Below are 15,189 nucleotides of genomic sequence, written 5' to 3' on the forward strand. Positions count from 1 at the left end.
GCTGTCAGAGCATGTCCAGCGGGGTGGCACGCCGCGGCGGCGCAAACGACTTGTCCAGCTGGGCCAGGTCTTCCTGGTCCAGGCGCAACGTCATGGCCGCCGCATTGGCGCGCACGTGCGCCTCGCTGGTCGCTTTCGGGATCGGCATGACACCGTCCTGCCGCAGCAGCCATGCCAGCGCGATTTGTGCCGGCGTGGCCTGGTGCCGCGCCGCGACCGCCAGCAGCGCCGGTTCGGCCAGCAAACGTTGCTGCTCCTTGCGCTCCGATTCCAGCGGCGAATACGCCATCAGCAGGACACCCCGCTCCTGGCACCAGGGCAGCAGATCCCATTCGATGCCGCGACGGCGCAGGTTGTACAGCACCTGGTTGGCTTCGATGGCATCGCCGCCCGCCAATGCGGTGGCTGCCTTCATTTGCGCAAGATCGAAGTTGCTGACCCCGAATTCATGGATCTTGCCGGCCTGCTTCAAGGCGACCAGGCCTTCCAGTGTTTCGGCAAACGGCACGCTACCCTGCCAATGCAGCAGGTACAGGTCGATGTGATCGACCTTCATGCGTTTCAGGCTTTTCTCGCAGGCTGCCACCACGCCTTTGCGGCAAGCATTCTGCGGCAGCACTTTGCTGACCAGGTAAGCCTCGCTCCGGCGGCCGGCGATCGCTTCGCCAACCACCTTTTCCGCGCCGCCGTCGGCATACATCTCGGCCGTGTCGATCACCGTCATGCCGAGGTCCAGCCCAAGCTGCAGGGCGCGCACTTCGGCTGCCTTGCCGGCAGCGCGCTCGCCCATATTCCACGTACCCTGCCCGATCCTCGAAAGCGTCATGGCCGCACTCCGAAAGTGTTGCGTCAAGCCTCAATGGCGCTGGCCGACTTCGCGGACCAGCGGTACAGACCCACCACCACCGCGCCAGCCACGGCCAACGCAATCAGCATCGTGGTCGCCTCGCTCATGCTGTTGGCGATTGCCAGCGGTTCGCCCTTGTTGGTCAGCACGATCAGGCCGGCCAAGGCTACATTGAACAAGCTTTCGCCGACGATGAAACCGGACATGACCAGCACGCCGAGGCGGGAAGCCGCTTCGCCATGCTTCTTGCCGCGCATTGCACGCTCGAAGAAGTAGCCGCCAATTGCGCCCACCACGACCGGCGACGTCACCGCCGACGGCAGGTAGATTGCCAGGCCGACGCCCAGCGGTGCGCAGCTATATTTGCGGTGGCTCGATCTCTTCAGGATGAAGTCGAGCGCCACCAGCGCCAGGCCGATCAGGGCGCCATAGCCGATCAGGTCCCATTTCAGGTCGCCGCCGATCACGCCCTTTGCCAGCGTGGAAATCAGGGTCGCTTGCGGCGCGGCCAAAGGCTGGTCGGAAATCGCGTTGGCATTCGGTGCGCCGGCAAAGCCGTTCGCGTGGTTCAGCAGTTCCAGCACCGGCGGCACCACGCAGGAGCCTGCGAATACGCCGATGATCAGGGCAACCTGCTGCTTCCATGGGGTGGCGCCAACCAGCTGGCCGGTCTTCAGGTCCTGCAGGTTATCGTTACCGATCACGGCGACGGCCAGCACGACGGTGGTGACGAACAGCGCGAACGCGATCAGCGCCTGGGCGGTGTCGGGGCCCATGATTTCGCGGCCCACCCAACCCACCGAGGTTGCGGCGCCGAGGATCGAGAGGATGGCCAGGCCCGACACCGGCGAATTGGAGGAGCCGATCAGGCCGGCCATGTAACCGCAGACCGCGGCAGCCAGCATGCCGGCGATCAGGATGTACCCGATGCCCACCACCACCAGCGGGGTCGAGATCGAGGACAGCGGGCCGCCCGACAGGAAGGACGACAGCAGCCAGCCGGCAGGCACCATCGACAGCAGGGTCACCAGGCCGACGATGAAGATCGGCAGGTCCTTGTCTTCACGCGGCACATCGGCGCCGCCTGCCTTGGCACTGCGCGCCGATTCCATGGCCGACTTCAAGCCGCCGATGACCGGCTTGGCCAGGGTCGCCAGCGTCACGATTGCCGCGGCGCCGATGGTACCCGCGCCCATCATGCGTACCTGGGTGCTCCAGATGCCGAGCGCGTGGTCGGCCACCGAAACGCCAGGTGCGGCCGGGTTGGCCATGGTCAGCAAGGGCACCAGGATGCCCCAGGCGATCACCAGGCCAACCAGCATGGCCATGCCGACCGCAATACCCATCAGGTGGCCGGCGCCGACCAGGGCCAGCGAGCTCGATGCGCCCAGGCCGGTGGCGCCGTTGCCGAATTTGGCGAAATGCGCCACTTCGGCGGCAACCAGCTTGGCCGCGGCGAGGAAGGCGAAGATGGCGGAAGCCACGGAACCCCAGATCACAGCCCACAGGCCAGCCTTGCCTTCTTGCGCGCCGGCGCGGGACTGGGTGCCGACTTTCAGCACTTCCGCAGCAGCCACGCCTTCCGGATACGGCAGGTCCGACTGCGACACCAGCGCACGGCGCAGCGGCATGGTGTACATCACGCCCAGCACGCCGCCGATGGCGCAGGCGCCGAAGGTTGGCCAGAATGGGATCTTGGCCCACCAGCCGATCATCAGCAGGCCAGGCAGCACGAAGATCACCGAGGCCAGCGTGCCCGCGGCCGAAGCGATGGTCTGCACGATATTGTTTTCCTGGATCGTCGCATCCTTGAATGCGCTGAGCAGGGCCATGGAAATCACGGCGGCGGGAATCGAGGTGGCGAAGGTCAGGCCGACTTTCAGGCCAAGGTACACCTGGGCGGCGGTGAAGATCAGCGTAATGAAGATACCGAGGACGATGCCGCGGACACTGAATTCGAGCGGGTTATTCTGCGACTGGTTGCTCATCTGGGTAATCCGTTGTGTTGATAAGGATACAAAGTGGCCGGGATATTACGCCAGATTCGCGGCGCCGCCAAACAAATCAATCGTCGTCGCCGGGATCGAGGTCGGGGAACAACACCGAGGTGAAGCCGAACCTGGAGAAGTCGCGGATCCGTGCCGGGTAAAGGATTCCCAGCAAATGATCCACCTCGTGCTGCACCACACGGGCGTGGAAACCGTCCGCGTCGCGCACGATGCGCTCACCGAACTGGTCATAGCCCTCGTAATGCAGGCGGGTATGGCGCGGCACGCTGCCGCGCAGGCCCGGCACCGACAGGCAGCCTTCGAAGCCCTCTTCCATGTCGTCGCCGATCGGCGTCAGCACAGGGTTGATCAGCACCGTTTCCGGCACCTGCGGCGCGTCCGGATAGCGCGCATTGGATTTGAAGCCGTAGATCACCAGCTGCAGGTTGACGCCGATCTGCGGCGCGGCCAGGCCGGCGCCGTTTGCGGCGTGCATGGTGTCGAACATGTCGACGATCAGGGCGTGCAGCTCCTTGGTATTGAACTCGCGCACCGGTTCGGCCGCGCGCAGCAGGCGCGGATCGCCCATCTTCAGGATTTCACGTACGGCCATGCTCAGCCTCCCAGCAGCGCGAGCAAGCCCGCTTCGTCAAGAATCGTCACGCCCAGCTCTTCGGCCTTGGCCAGCTTGCTGCCGGCATCCGCGCCGGCGACGACGTAGGAAGTTTTCTTCGACACCGAACCGGATACCTTGCCGCCCGCGGCCTCGATCATGGCTTGCGCCTGGTCCCGGCTCATGGTCGTCAGCGTGCCGGTCAGCACGAAGGTCTTGCCGCTCATGGCGCCTTCCGCTTCGGCCACTGCCGGCAGTTCCGCCAGCAGCTCTTCCCGCAGTTCGTGCAAGGCCACCAGCGCGTCGCGGTTGGCCTGCTCGCGCATCCACTCTTCCAATGCTTCCGCCACGTTGGCCGGCAGGCCGAAGACGTTGAAGACCGGCAGGTGGGCCAGTGCCAGCAACGTGGCGCCCGGCTTGACCTGTTCGACTTGCTCGGCAAGCTGCCGGGCCCGTGGTTCGGTCAGCTTGGGGATGCCGATCGCCGCCAGCAGCGCGACCGTTTCCAGTTTTTCGCGCAATGCGGCTTTCGGCGCGTGCTCCCCTTTCGGCGCCACGCCCGCTGCCAGCAAGGCGTCCAGCGCTTCCTGGTTGCGCTCTTCGGCGAAGAAGTCCGCAATCGATTCGGCCACGGTGCCGCCGATATCGGGCAGCACGCGCAACACGGCCACCGGGGCCTTGCGGATCAATTCCAGCTTGCCCAGCCAGTCGGCCAAGGTTTTGGCAGTCGATTCGCCGACGTGGCGAATGCCCAGGGCGAACAGCAGCCGCTCCAGCGGAGGATTCTTGGCAGCGGCGATGGCGTCCAGCAGGTTTTCAGCCCACTTGGTCGGTACTTTGCCCTGGGCCACGGTTTCCGGCGTGCTGCCGTCACGCTCGTCGGCCAGGCGTTTCATTTTCAGCAGGTCGTCCAGCGTCAGGCGATACAGGTCCGCCACGCCATGTACGAGATTGCACTCGACCAGGTTGTCGATATAGCGGTCGCCCAGGCCTTCGATATCCATCATGCGGCGGCCGCAGAAATGGCGGATCGCTTCCTTGCGCTGGGCCGAGCAGAACAGGCCGCCGGAGCAGCGCGCCACTGCTTCGTCTGCCGCGCGGACCACGTGCGAACCGCACACCGGGCATTCGGCCGGCAATGCCCACATCAGCGGCTCCGGTGCCGGGCGTTTTTCCAGTACAACGGACAGCACTTCCGGGATCACGTCGCCGGCCCGGCGCACGATGACGGTGTCGCCGACACGCACGTCCTTGCGGCGCACTTCGTCCTCGTTGTGCAGCGTGGCGTTGGTGACGGTCACGCCGCCGACGAAGACCGGCGCCAGGCGCGCCACCGGCGTAATCGCGCCGGTGCGCCCAACCTGCACCTCGATCGCCTGCACCGTGGTCAGCGCTTCTTCGGCCGGGAACTTGTGCGCCAGCGCGAAACGCGGCGCGCGCGATACGAAGCCCAGCGCACGCTGGTCTTCGAAGCGGTTGGTCTTGTACACCACGCCGTCAATCTCGTACGGCAGCGATGGACGGGCTTTTCCGATCCGCTCGTAATAGCCCAGCAGGCCGTCCTTGCCGCGCACGACTTCACGCTCGGCGCATACCGGCAGTCCAAGTTCGGCATACCAGTCCAGCAGCGCGCTATGCGTTGCCGGCAGCTCGGCGCCGGTCAGTTCGCCGATACCGTAGGCGTAGAAACTCAGCTTGCGCTGCGCGGTGATGCGCGAGTCGAGCTGGCGCAGCGCGCCGGCCGCTGCGTTGCGCGGATTGACGAACTCCTTCTGGCCCAATTCACGCTGGCGAGCGTTCAGGGCGGCGAAATCGGCCTTGAACATCAGCACTTCGCCGCGTACTTCCAGTACCGGCGGCGGTGCATCGGTATTCAGCCGCAGCGGGATGCCTTTGATGGTGCGGATATTGGCGGTCACGTCTTCGCCCGTGTAGCCATCGCCACGCGTTGCGGCCTGCACGAAGACGCCGTCTTCGTAGCGCAGGTTGATGGCCAGGCCGTCGAACTTGGCCTCGGTGGCGTATTCGACCAGTTGCACGGCGTCGAGCCCTTCGCGCACGCGGCGGTCGAAGTTCTCGATATCCTCCTCGTTGAAACCATTATTCAACGACAGCATCGGCACCGCATGCGTCACAGCGGCAAATTCGCCCAGCGGCGGCGCGCCGACGCGCAGGGTTGGCGAATCGGGCGCCTGCAATTCCGGGTGCGCCGCCTCGATTGACTGCAGTTCGACGAACAACTTGTCGTATTCGGCATCCGGAATGGTCGGCGCGTCCAGCACGTGGTAGGCGTGCAGGTGGCGGTTCAACTCGGCGTTCAGCCAGGCCGCGCGTTCCGCTGGTGTGGCGTGTTGGGTGTCGCTCATGCTTCCGCTCAGCTGAACAGGCGCAGCGCGCGGGTGGAGCCGGCCGGGATATCCGATGCCGCCATGTCGTCGTAGAACTCCCTCACCTGGCCGGCAATGCTGGCCAGGGTTTCGTCGGCCAGCGGCTGGTTGGCGTCGTCGACGATGGTCGCGTCAAGGCGTGCCATCAGGTTCTTGGCGCAGCCGATCATCGAGCCGAAGCCGTCGCGCGCCGGGGCCACGCAAGGCACGTCCAGCAACAGCGTCAGGCGCGAAGTGGTTTCCTCGGCCAGCGTGACGTTGGTGGACAGGGAGAACAGGTAGCCGCCCTCGCCGTCGGGCATCGCATAACGGCCGTCGGGACGCACATCGAAGCCCAGCTTTTCCAGCGCGCCCAGCAGGGTCGCGATATTCCATGGCGCGCCGTTGGAAGCCAGGTTCACGCCCAGTTGGGCGTCGTGGTTGGCAACGAAACGGTGCAGGTTTTTCGCATCCTGCATCACCTCGATCATGTCCGGGATCTGCGGTTCGGCGCCGATTTCGTCGGATACGCTGCGCAGGCGGCTCACCAGCTCGGAGTATTCCAGTTCGTTCAATGCCGTGCTGCGGCTGGCCAGTTGCACGCCGCCTTGCAGCCTGGTGTACACCACGCCGTGGCGCACCGGCTCCCAATCGCCGCTGACGGCCAGGCCGATAAAGTGGATGGGCTTGTTGCCGACAAAGCGCAGCTTCTGCAGCGCAGGCAGCAGCTTCTCGCCGCGCGCAGGCGCTTCCATCTCCAGCGGCAGCAGGCAATCGATCAGCGGGTCGACCAGGCAGGTGGCCAGTTCTTCGGCCGGCACATCCGCATCGGCGCTACGTACCGGCAGCGCGGCTTCATTGCTGTCCGGCGCGACGTTGGGCGCGAAATTCGGCGCAGCGACGTTGCCGACGTGGCTGCCGACATGCTCCGGCACGCCGTAGGCGCCGGAGCCGGCGTCCGGCATCGGCACGTCGTCGAGGTGGAAGCGCGGCTCGGCGCGCACGCCGTCATCGGTCCGCATCAGCACGTCGTCGTGCTGGCCGTCGAAGGCACGCTCGACGCGCTTTTTCAGCTTGTACTCCTGCCACTTGTTGTAGCTAATGACGCCAACGACGAACACGCCGCCGGCGGCAATCAAACTCATTTGAAAATCTGTAATCATGCGGCTTGAGCCTCTGTAGCAAATGATGCGGCGGATTCCATGTCCACCGCCACGATGCGCGATACGCCCTGCTCCTGCATCGTCACACCGATCAGTTGATTGGCCATCTCCATCGCAATCTTGTTGTGCGAAATGAAGAGGAATTGGGTCTGGTCGGACATGCGCTTGACCATGCGGCAGAAGCGCTCGGTATTGGCATCGTCCAACGGCGCGTCCACCTCGTCCAGGAGGCAGAATGGCGCGGGATTCAAACGGAACATCGAGAACACCAGGGCCGTGGCAGTCAGCGCTTTTTCGCCGCCGGACAGCAGGTGGATGGTGGCGTTCTTCTTGCCTGGCGGTTGCGCCATGACCTGCACGCCGGAGTCGAGGATTTCCTCTCCCGTCATGATCAGCTTCGCCTGGCCGCCGCCGAACAGGATCGGGAACAGTTCGGAGAAGCTCTGGTTGACGCGGTCGAAGGTGTCCTGCAGCAGGTCGCGGGTTTCCTTGTCGATCTTGGTGATCGCATCCTCCAGGGTCGCAATCGCCTCGTTCAGGTCGCGGTTCTGCGCATCCAGGAAATTCTTGCGTTCCGACGCGGTGGCCAGTTCATCCAGCGCGGCCAGGTTGACGGCGCCCAGCGCGGTAATGGCGTTGGTCAGGCGGGTCACTTCGCCCTGCAGGTAGGACGCTTTCATGTCCGGGTGCAGTTTTTCGGCCAGCGCGGCTTCGTCAGCCTGTACTTCAGCCAGTTGCTGCGCGAACTGCTCCTGGTTCAGGCGCGCCGCCTGTTCCTTCAACTGCATCTCGGTGATCCTGTCGCGCTGCGGCTGCAGGCTGCGTTCGGACTGCATGCGCGAGTCTTCGAACTGGCGCAGTTGCTGCGTTATCTGGTCGAGTTCATGGCGGGCGTCGGCCAGCGCGCGTTCCTGCTGCGTGCGGCGGTCCAGCAGGTCCTGCAAGCCCTCGTTGGCGGTGCCGGCTTCCAGGCCCTCCAGTTCCAGCTTGCCCGCTTGCAGGCTTTCCGTCACTTGCGCGACCTGCGCGGTGGCAGTGGCAATATTGCGGCGCAGTTCGTCGATGCGGTTGCGGCCCGATTTTTCGGCGAATTCGGCTTCCTGGGCCTTGCGTTCCAGTTCGCGCAGAGCTTCGCGGGCATCGGCCAGGCGCTGCTCTTTCGCCATGAAGGCGGTCTGGCCGTCTTCATGCTCGCCTTGCAGATTGCCCAGCTCCATATCGAGCTGCTCGAACTTTTCCTCGGATTCGAGCTTGACCTGCATCTGCTCTTCTTCCTGCGCCGAGATTTCGGCCAGGTCGGTCTCGATCTGGTTGCTGCGCTGGTTGAAGCGCGCTTCAATTTCCGACAGCTTGACCACTTCGAGCTGCAGCGTGTGCACGCTGGCGGTCAGGCTTTGCACCTTGGCGCGCAGCTCGGTCAGCAGGCGGCTGTGGTTGCCCAGCGCCGCATCGGCGCGCACGGCGCGGCTGCGCGCTTCTTCGGCCAGCATCGATTGTGCGCGCAACTGCTTGGTGATGTTCTCGATTTCGTGCTGGCGGCCCAGCATGCCGGCCTGCTCGTCGTCTGCGGCGTAGAAGCGCACCGACGATTGCGTGATGATGTGACCTTGCCTGGTGACGAAGCAGCCTCCGGCCGGCAACGTGGCGCGCGCCGCGAAGGCGCTGGCGTTGTCGTCAGCCAGGAAGACATTGTGCAGCCAGTCCTGCAGCACTGCGCGCAAGCCCGGGTCGTTCAGCTTCAGCAGGTCAATGAACGGCCGCAGCGCCGCATCGCCGGCAGGCGCAGGCGCAGGTGCAGCGCCGCCCGCAGCGGGCGCGAACAAGGCCAGCTTGGCCGGCGGCGCATCGTTGAAGAAATGCTTGGCCCATTCGATATTGGACACCTGCAGCGCCGAAGTCCGCTCGCGCAATACTGCTTCGAGCGCGGTTTCCCAGCCCTGTTCGATATCGAGCTTCTGCCACAGGCGCGGCAGCTCATTCAGTTCATGCTTTTGCAGCCACGGGGTGATCTTGCCTTCGGTCTGCACCCGCTCCTGCAGCTGGCGCAACGCGTTCAGGCGCGCTTCCAGCTGGTGCGTGGCGGCGGATTCCGACTGCACGGCAGCCTGCGCGGCCTGGCGCTCCTCCTCGAGCTTTGGCTGCTGCTCCAGCGCTTCCTCGAGCATCATGTTCTGCTCTTCCAGCGACTGCTGCTTTTCTTCCAGCTGCATCTTCAGGTTGGCCAGGTGCGAGGAATCGGGCATTGCCAGCCCGCCCTTCTCCTGCTGCAAGCGCTCCTTGCGCGTCGCCAGGCCGGCCAGGATGTTGGAGGCATTGCGCTGGTGCGCCGATTCCAGCTCCAGTTGCTGCTGCGCCTGCATGATGCGGGCACGCGACTCGGTGCTCCTGGTCTGCGCCTCGCGCCACTCCTGCTCCAGCACCGGCAGCAGCTCGCCCTTCTGCTCCGCCAGCATGCGCGCTTCTTCCACGCGCGCCGACAGTTCTTCCAGGTTGATTTCCGCTTCGGCGACCTGGCCGCCGTACTCCTCGGCCTGCTGCGCCCACTGGTCGCGCTGCGCGGTCAGGGTGGCAAGCTGCTGCTGCAAGCGGGTACGCGACTCGATCACGAACTTGATCTGCGCTTCCAGGCTGCCGATTTCGGCATTGGTCTGGTACAGGTGGCCCTGCGCCTGGTGCAGGCGGTCGCCGACGGCAAAGTGGGCCTGGCGCATCTGTTCCAGCGTCAGCTCCACATTGCGCAGCTTGGCGGTCTGCTCTTCCAGGTCGTTCTGCGCCTGCTCCATCTCGCGGGAATACTTCGCCTGCTCGGCCAGCGCCTCGTTCTTGCGCAGCAGCCAAAGCAGCTTCTGTTTTTCCTCCTGGTCGGACTGCAGCTGGTGGAACTTGGTCGCCACCGCTGCCTGGCCTTCCAGCTTTTCCAGGTTGTTATTCAGCTCGCGCAGGATGTCATCCACGCGCAGCAGGTTTTCGCGCGTATCGTGCAGGCGGTTTTCCGTTTCGCGGCGGCGTTCCTTGTACTTCGATACGCCGGCAGCTTCTTCCAGGAACACGCGCAATTCTTCCGGGCGCGACTCGATGATGCGCGAGATCATGCCCTGGCCGATAATCGCGTAGGCGCGCGGGCCAAGGCCGGTACCCAGGAAGATGTCCTGGATATCGCGCCGGCGCACCGGCTGGCCGTTGATGTAGTAGGTGGAGGTGCCGTCGCGCGTCAGTGTGCGCTTGACTGCGATCTCGGCGTACTGGCCCCATTGGCCGGACGCCTTGCCCTCGTTGTTGTCGAACACCAGTTCCACGGAAGCGCGGCCGGCTGGCTTGCGATGGGTGGAACCGTTGAAAATCACGTCCTGCATCGACTCGCCGCGCAGCTCGGACGCCTTCGACTCGCCCAGCACCCAGCGCACAGCGTCGATAATATTGGACTTGCCGCAACCGTTTGGACCAACCACGCCGACCAGCTGCCCCGGTACCTGGAAATTGGTGGGATCGACGAACGACTTAAATCCCGACAATTTAATGGAAGATAGACGCACGTTTTATCTGTACTTCGCCCGCTGGGACGTGTTAAAAAAGTGGCTAATCATACCATTTTCCCTGTATAGCAAGAACAAAATGAAGACCAGAACCGCCATCCTGTTTGTATGCATGGGTAACATTTGTCGCTCCCCGACCGCGGAGGGTGTATTCCGCGCCCGCGCCCAGGCCGCCGGGCTCGATTTGCATATCGATTCGGCCGGCACCCATGCATACCATATTGGCAATCCGCCCGACCCGCGCTCGACCCACCACGCCGCAGCCCGCGGCTACGACCTGAGCACGCAGCGCGCCCGCAAAGTGTCCGCCGAAGACTTTGAGCGCTTCGATTACGTGCTGGCGATGGACCGCGACAACCTGGAAATGCTGCAGCGCGCCTGCCCTGCACAATTCCGCCACAAGGTCAGGCTGTTCATGGAATTCGCCTCGCGCTCGGGATCGGACGTGGTGCCCGATCCGTATTACGGCGGCGCCAATGGCTTCGATACGGTGCTGGATTACATCGAGGACGCATCGGACGGCCTGCTGGCCGCCCTGCGCAAGACATAGGCCTAAGCTTTAGGCCTAAGCTTAGGCCGAAGTGCCGTTGGCCGGCAAGTCGTGGTGGTCGTCGTTGACGGCGGCGACACCACCCATTGCCACCGACAGCGCGGCGGCGACCACACCCTCGGTGCGGATCAGGCGTACGGTACCCTTGCGGAACTGCTCCGCCATGGCCTCGCCCGTGATCGAGAACGCCTCCTGGCGACCCGTGGTGGAGAAGATGTAAAGCGTCTTGAGTGGACTGATCCAGGCCAGCTTGACCTTGCGCTTGCCGCCTTCGCCCTGGTCGAACTCGAGCCACATGCCGCGGGCCAGGCTATCCACCTCGATCGCTGCATCGTCGTCCGGCGGCGGCGCTTCCTCAGCTTTCACTTCCGCCACCGCTTGCAGCTGCATACGGCGCTCGGCATCCTTCTTCGCCACTTCCAGCGCCAGTTCAACCTGGCGCTCAGGCGACATTTCGATTGGCGCACGCACGATCGACGCGTGGCACTCCGCCAGTTCGGCGAAGAACTGCAGGCGGTCGGCGTCCTGCCACTTGATCACGTCCAGCCACTTGTTGAGGGTGGACAGCAAGGTAGGCAGCTTGGAAATCAGTTTCTTGCGCTCGTCCTGGGTAATCTTTGGACGCACGCTCCAGATCAGGTCATCCATGGTCTGGGTGGCATTATTGACGGCGCCCGGCTTCTCGCCCTCAACGCTGTAGGCGATGGTCAGCACCGACACCCACTTGTTTTCCAGGAAGGCCTCGACAATCGCCACCACTTCACCGGTGCCGATGCGCAGCGCCACGGCATCCTTGGCCGACTTGGCGGCCACCGACATCTTCTCCTGCTTCAGCGCCTGGGCGATCGGCTCCGCCATGGCGGCCGCCGCTGCAGCCTCCTCCGCCTTGATCGACGCTTCCAGCTCGTTGACCGCCTCGGTGAAGACAGTCATCTCTTCTTCGTGATCCTCGCTGACCTTTTCCACGCTGCGCTGCATGGCCTTGTACAGCGGGTCTTCCGGGTCCTTGCGGTTCTCCCAGCCCATGCGCGACAGCAGGTCGATCATGCGGCGCGCCGGATGCGCTTCCTGGAAGAAGAAATTCTTGTCGACCAGCGCAGCCTTCAGCACCGGGATCTGCAGGAAACGGATCAGGTTGCGGATTTCCGGCGAAATGCTCTCGTCGCGGAATACGGACTCAAACACCGCCGACAGCAGGTCGATGGTGCCTTCGTCGGCACGCGTCAGGCTGCCTGCCGGCGCTTGTTCCTTGATCTGCGGCAGCAGGAATACGTTACCCATCGAACCGCCGCCCGCCGCGAAGCCAGGCGCCGGCATCGCGCCGCCGCCAGCCTGGACCGGACCTACAGCGAAGCCCGGCGCGAGGTTGACCTGCATGCCCGGAGCGTTCATTGCGCCCGGATCGGCACTGGCAAACACGGTCCCCGACGGCACGCCGCGCTGCAGCTGGGCCAGGAAATTCATCAGCGGTTCTTTGGCGCTGATCAGCGATGCGCGCTGGGCCGCTTCATTATTCGCGCCGCCATGGAAGCCTTGCGCCGGACCCTGCACCCAGCCGCCGGCAGGAACCGCCACGCCGCCCTGCACGCCAGGCACTGCGACTCCGCTCAACATCCCGCCCGGGACGCCGCCCGGCACGCCCATGTCCATCGCGCCGGCGCCGGGCATGATCGGCATGCCGCCGCCCGGCACTACGCCACCGGCAGGAATCATCATGCCGCCGGCTGCCGGGACACCCGGCATGCCCGCCATCATTGGCGCCACACCGCCGCCGACAGCTCCCGGCATCATGCCGACGCCAGCCTGCATTGCGCCTGGGACGAAGCCAGGTGCCGGCATTGCCTGGCCGGGAGCGGCCATCGGCCCCACTCCCATGGCCGCCGCCGCGGCAGCGGACGTATCCGTGGTATGCGCCGGAGTGCCGTACAGGCCCGGCGTCACACTGAGCGTCGGCAACGACAGGTCAAGGTCGCCCAACTGTTCGAACCCGGATGGCCCCGCACTGCCGCCGCCAGGCGCGTCGCCCGCGCCCGAGAAGAATTGGCGCAATTGCTCCGCCAGGGCAGCTTGCTGGTTTTTCTTGCGCGAAGGCGCTTGCGAAGCGTCGTGCGAGTCGGCACGGCGCGTCTTGTGTTTTTCCACCGAGCCCGGGCCCACGCCCTTGCGCTCCAGCGCGGAGCTGAGCTCTTCGAGCATCGCGCCAAAATTGAAGAAGCCTTCAGGGCGCAGGAATGGCTTCATCAGCTCATGCGCTTCTTCGTCCTTGACGAAATCGATCCACGCCTGCTGGAACGAACCAAGGAACACCTCGGGGCGGAAAGGATTCTGGTTGATGCGCAGGATCTCGCGGTCCAACAGGAACGCCAGGCGCACATTCAGGGTGGCCAGGCCATCGGAGTACTTGACCTCGAACGCTTTGCTATAGCTGCCCAAGGTGACCTTGGTGTCCATTTCCTCCATCGACACCAGCGACAGCGCGTCGGACATCTTGCGCGCCGGAGCCTTCTGGCCAGGGGCCAGCTGGGCGATTTCCACGCGCAGGTCGCTTTCGAGCTGCTTGGCGAAGATGCCGAGGAAGGCGTAATGATCGGTGCGCAGGCGATTCCCGGCACGCAGGCGCGCCTGCAAGGTCTTGACGTCGACCGCGTGATCCGCGTCGACCAGTTCGGCCGCCCAATGCGTCGACAGTTCGACGAACTGCTCGCTGATGTGCTTGTTCACCAGGCTGATCAGGTTTTCCAGCAAGGCATGCCGCGGCGTGACCGCTTTTTTGAGCGCCGAAGATGTTGGGTTTTCTGGAAGCATGGTCTGGCCTGGCTTTGGTGGTTATTCACATTGTCGCAGATTATTGCCAAGTGGCAATAGGTAAACGAAGAGAATTTCGAAATATTTAGGGTGACGTGGAGAAATTGTTGAGTTTGCACCACGATGGTGCAGGACTAGTCCTACAAACCTGGCCGTTGCATTCCGATTCACCTTTACTATTGCACAAAGCATGATGAAGTTCCGATCCTTCAGAAAGGAACTATCATGAAATCCAAGCAAAAATCCAGCAAGCAGAGTTCGAGCTCGGGCACGCGCCAGAGTGCCGACCAGGGCTCGCGTTCGGCTGCGCAGCCGGCTAGCCAGCAGTCCGATACCGGCCGCCAGAGTAAGACGGACAAGAAAACGCCCGCCAGCCGTAGCGGCAATCGCTAGATGAGCGGCAGCACATGAGGGGCCTGGGAGCGTGCTTCCAGGCCCTTGTCGTTTGGGGTAGCGCGCTTCAGATGTTCGTTACGCGCTTGCCCTTGGGCGGCTTGAAGTCGGCCACTTCGTTGACCATGCCGACTTTGGCGGCCTCCGGGGCGGTCAGGTGCAGGTCGGAATAGGCGTGGATATTCCAGTGCTCGTCGCTCAGGCGGACGTGCTTGCGCAGGATGGACTCGGTGCGCGCGTCGTCGGCCTGCAAGCCTTCGACGATGATACGCAGCGCATCCGGCCGGGCGCCGTGCGGCGCGCTGGCGTGCGACTTGTGCACCATGAAACGCGCCGTTTCACTGGCATAGCGCTCTTCACCGGACAGGAACAGGATCACGGCAATCGAGGCCACGGCACCGCCGTTGTAGGTGATGATCTTGATCGGCAGGTTGCGCAGGTAATTGTGCAGGCACAGGCCGTCGCTGACGTAACCGCCGTTGGACTGGATCAGGATGTGGGCGGTTTCGATGCCGTCTTCCGTCATGTCCGCCACCGCGTCGAACACGCGGTGCACCATATCGCTGTTCACGTCTCCGGACAGGGTGAACCAGGCCTCCGTATCGCGTTTTTGCTTTTCTTCGCTCATGGTCGCTCCACTATGGAAATGGATGTCCGACCATTCTAGCGCAGGCCGCGCCAAAGGGGCGTCAAGTTTGACTTTATTGTCCTCCTGTCATATAGTCTCAAGTCTTGATCGGGAGAGACCAGCGCACGCTGGCGCCGAAGGGGCATTACCCAGAAACTCTCAGGCAAAAGGACCGAACAAGGGCCCGCAAGGGCTAAAACTCTGGAGAGCGGCCCGCCACGGCGCGGGGCCCACCGAAGGGGCGTGCGGGAATACCTTCCCGTTATCTCTCAGGTACCAAGGACAGAGGGGTAGGCGTATTCA

Annotated in this window: 10 protein-coding genes and 2 riboswitches; of the genes, 2 read left to right on the plus strand and 8 right to left on the minus strand. The window is 64.0% G+C overall.

Annotated features, from left to right (window positions below; genetic code table 11):
* Positions 1–4: 4 nt before the first annotated feature.
* The 6 genes from BM269_RS07210 to smc form a co-directional block, all read right to left on the minus strand.
* The gene (locus BM269_RS07210; protein WP_090436348.1) at positions 5–826 is read right to left on the minus strand and encodes an aldo/keto reductase; all 822 of its coding nucleotides are present in this window, start codon (positions 824–826) and stop codon (positions 5–7) included.
* 23 nt (positions 827–849) lie between these two features.
* The gene (locus tag BM269_RS07215; protein ID WP_090436349.1) at positions 850–2,835 is read right to left on the minus strand and encodes an OPT family oligopeptide transporter; all 1,986 of its coding nucleotides are present in this window, start codon (positions 2,833–2,835) and stop codon (positions 850–852) included.
* 76 nt (positions 2,836–2,911) lie between these two features.
* On the minus strand, positions 2,912–3,448 hold the full coding sequence (gene def, locus BM269_RS07220) for a peptide deformylase (protein WP_090436350.1): 537 nt from the start codon (positions 3,446–3,448) through the stop codon (positions 2,912–2,914).
* A 2-nt stretch (positions 3,449–3,450) separates the two neighbouring features.
* Entirely contained in the window at positions 3,451–5,814 is a 2,364-nt protein-coding gene (ligA, locus tag BM269_RS07225) for an NAD-dependent DNA ligase LigA (RefSeq protein WP_090436351.1), read from the minus strand.
* 8 nt (positions 5,815–5,822) lie between these two features.
* Complete coding sequence (locus BM269_RS07230) at positions 5,823–6,959, minus strand: cell division protein ZipA C-terminal FtsZ-binding domain-containing protein (RefSeq protein ID WP_090436352.1); 1,137 nt, start codon at positions 6,957–6,959, stop codon at positions 5,823–5,825.
* Between the two features lie 14 nt (positions 6,960–6,973).
* Entirely contained in the window at positions 6,974–10,510 is a 3,537-nt protein-coding gene (gene smc, locus BM269_RS07235) for a chromosome segregation protein SMC (RefSeq protein WP_090436353.1), read from the minus strand.
* Positions 10,511–10,589: 79 nt separating this feature from the next.
* Between smc and BM269_RS07240 the strand changes: the two genes are divergently transcribed.
* On the plus strand, positions 10,590–11,060 hold the full coding sequence (locus BM269_RS07240) for a low molecular weight protein-tyrosine-phosphatase (RefSeq protein ID WP_090436354.1): 471 nt from the start codon (positions 10,590–10,592) through the stop codon (positions 11,058–11,060).
* Positions 11,061–11,081: 21 nt separating this feature from the next.
* Here BM269_RS07240 and BM269_RS07245 read toward each other — a convergent pair whose 3' ends face one another.
* A complete protein-coding gene (locus BM269_RS07245; RefSeq protein WP_090436355.1) occupies positions 11,082–13,865 on the minus strand; it encodes a DUF1631 family protein in 2,784 nt (927 codons plus the stop codon).
* A gap of 225 nt (positions 13,866–14,090) precedes the next feature.
* Between BM269_RS07245 and BM269_RS29380 the strand changes: the two genes are divergently transcribed.
* Positions 14,091–14,258 carry a hypothetical protein gene (locus tag BM269_RS29380; RefSeq protein ID WP_170860306.1) on the plus strand — a complete coding sequence of 56 codons (168 nt, stop codon included), beginning with the start codon at positions 14,091–14,093 and terminating at the stop codon, positions 14,256–14,258.
* 67 nt (positions 14,259–14,325) lie between these two features.
* On the opposite strand, the gene BM269_RS07250 is transcribed toward BM269_RS29380, so the two are convergent.
* Positions 14,326–14,886, minus strand: a complete 561-nt coding sequence (locus BM269_RS07250; RefSeq protein WP_090436356.1) for an ATP-dependent Clp protease proteolytic subunit — start codon at positions 14,884–14,886, stop codon at positions 14,326–14,328.
* Between the two features lie 99 nt (positions 14,887–14,985).
* Positions 14,986–15,071, plus strand: a riboswitch (glycine riboswitch).
* A 6-nt stretch (positions 15,072–15,077) separates the two neighbouring features.
* A riboswitch (glycine riboswitch) is annotated at positions 15,078–15,182 on the plus strand.
* The last annotated feature ends 7 nt before the right edge of the window (positions 15,183–15,189 follow it).

Origin of the sequence: Duganella sp. CF458, from assembly GCF_900113115.1 — a bacterium.
Taxonomy (GTDB): domain Bacteria; phylum Pseudomonadota; class Gammaproteobacteria; order Burkholderiales; family Burkholderiaceae_D; genus Rugamonas.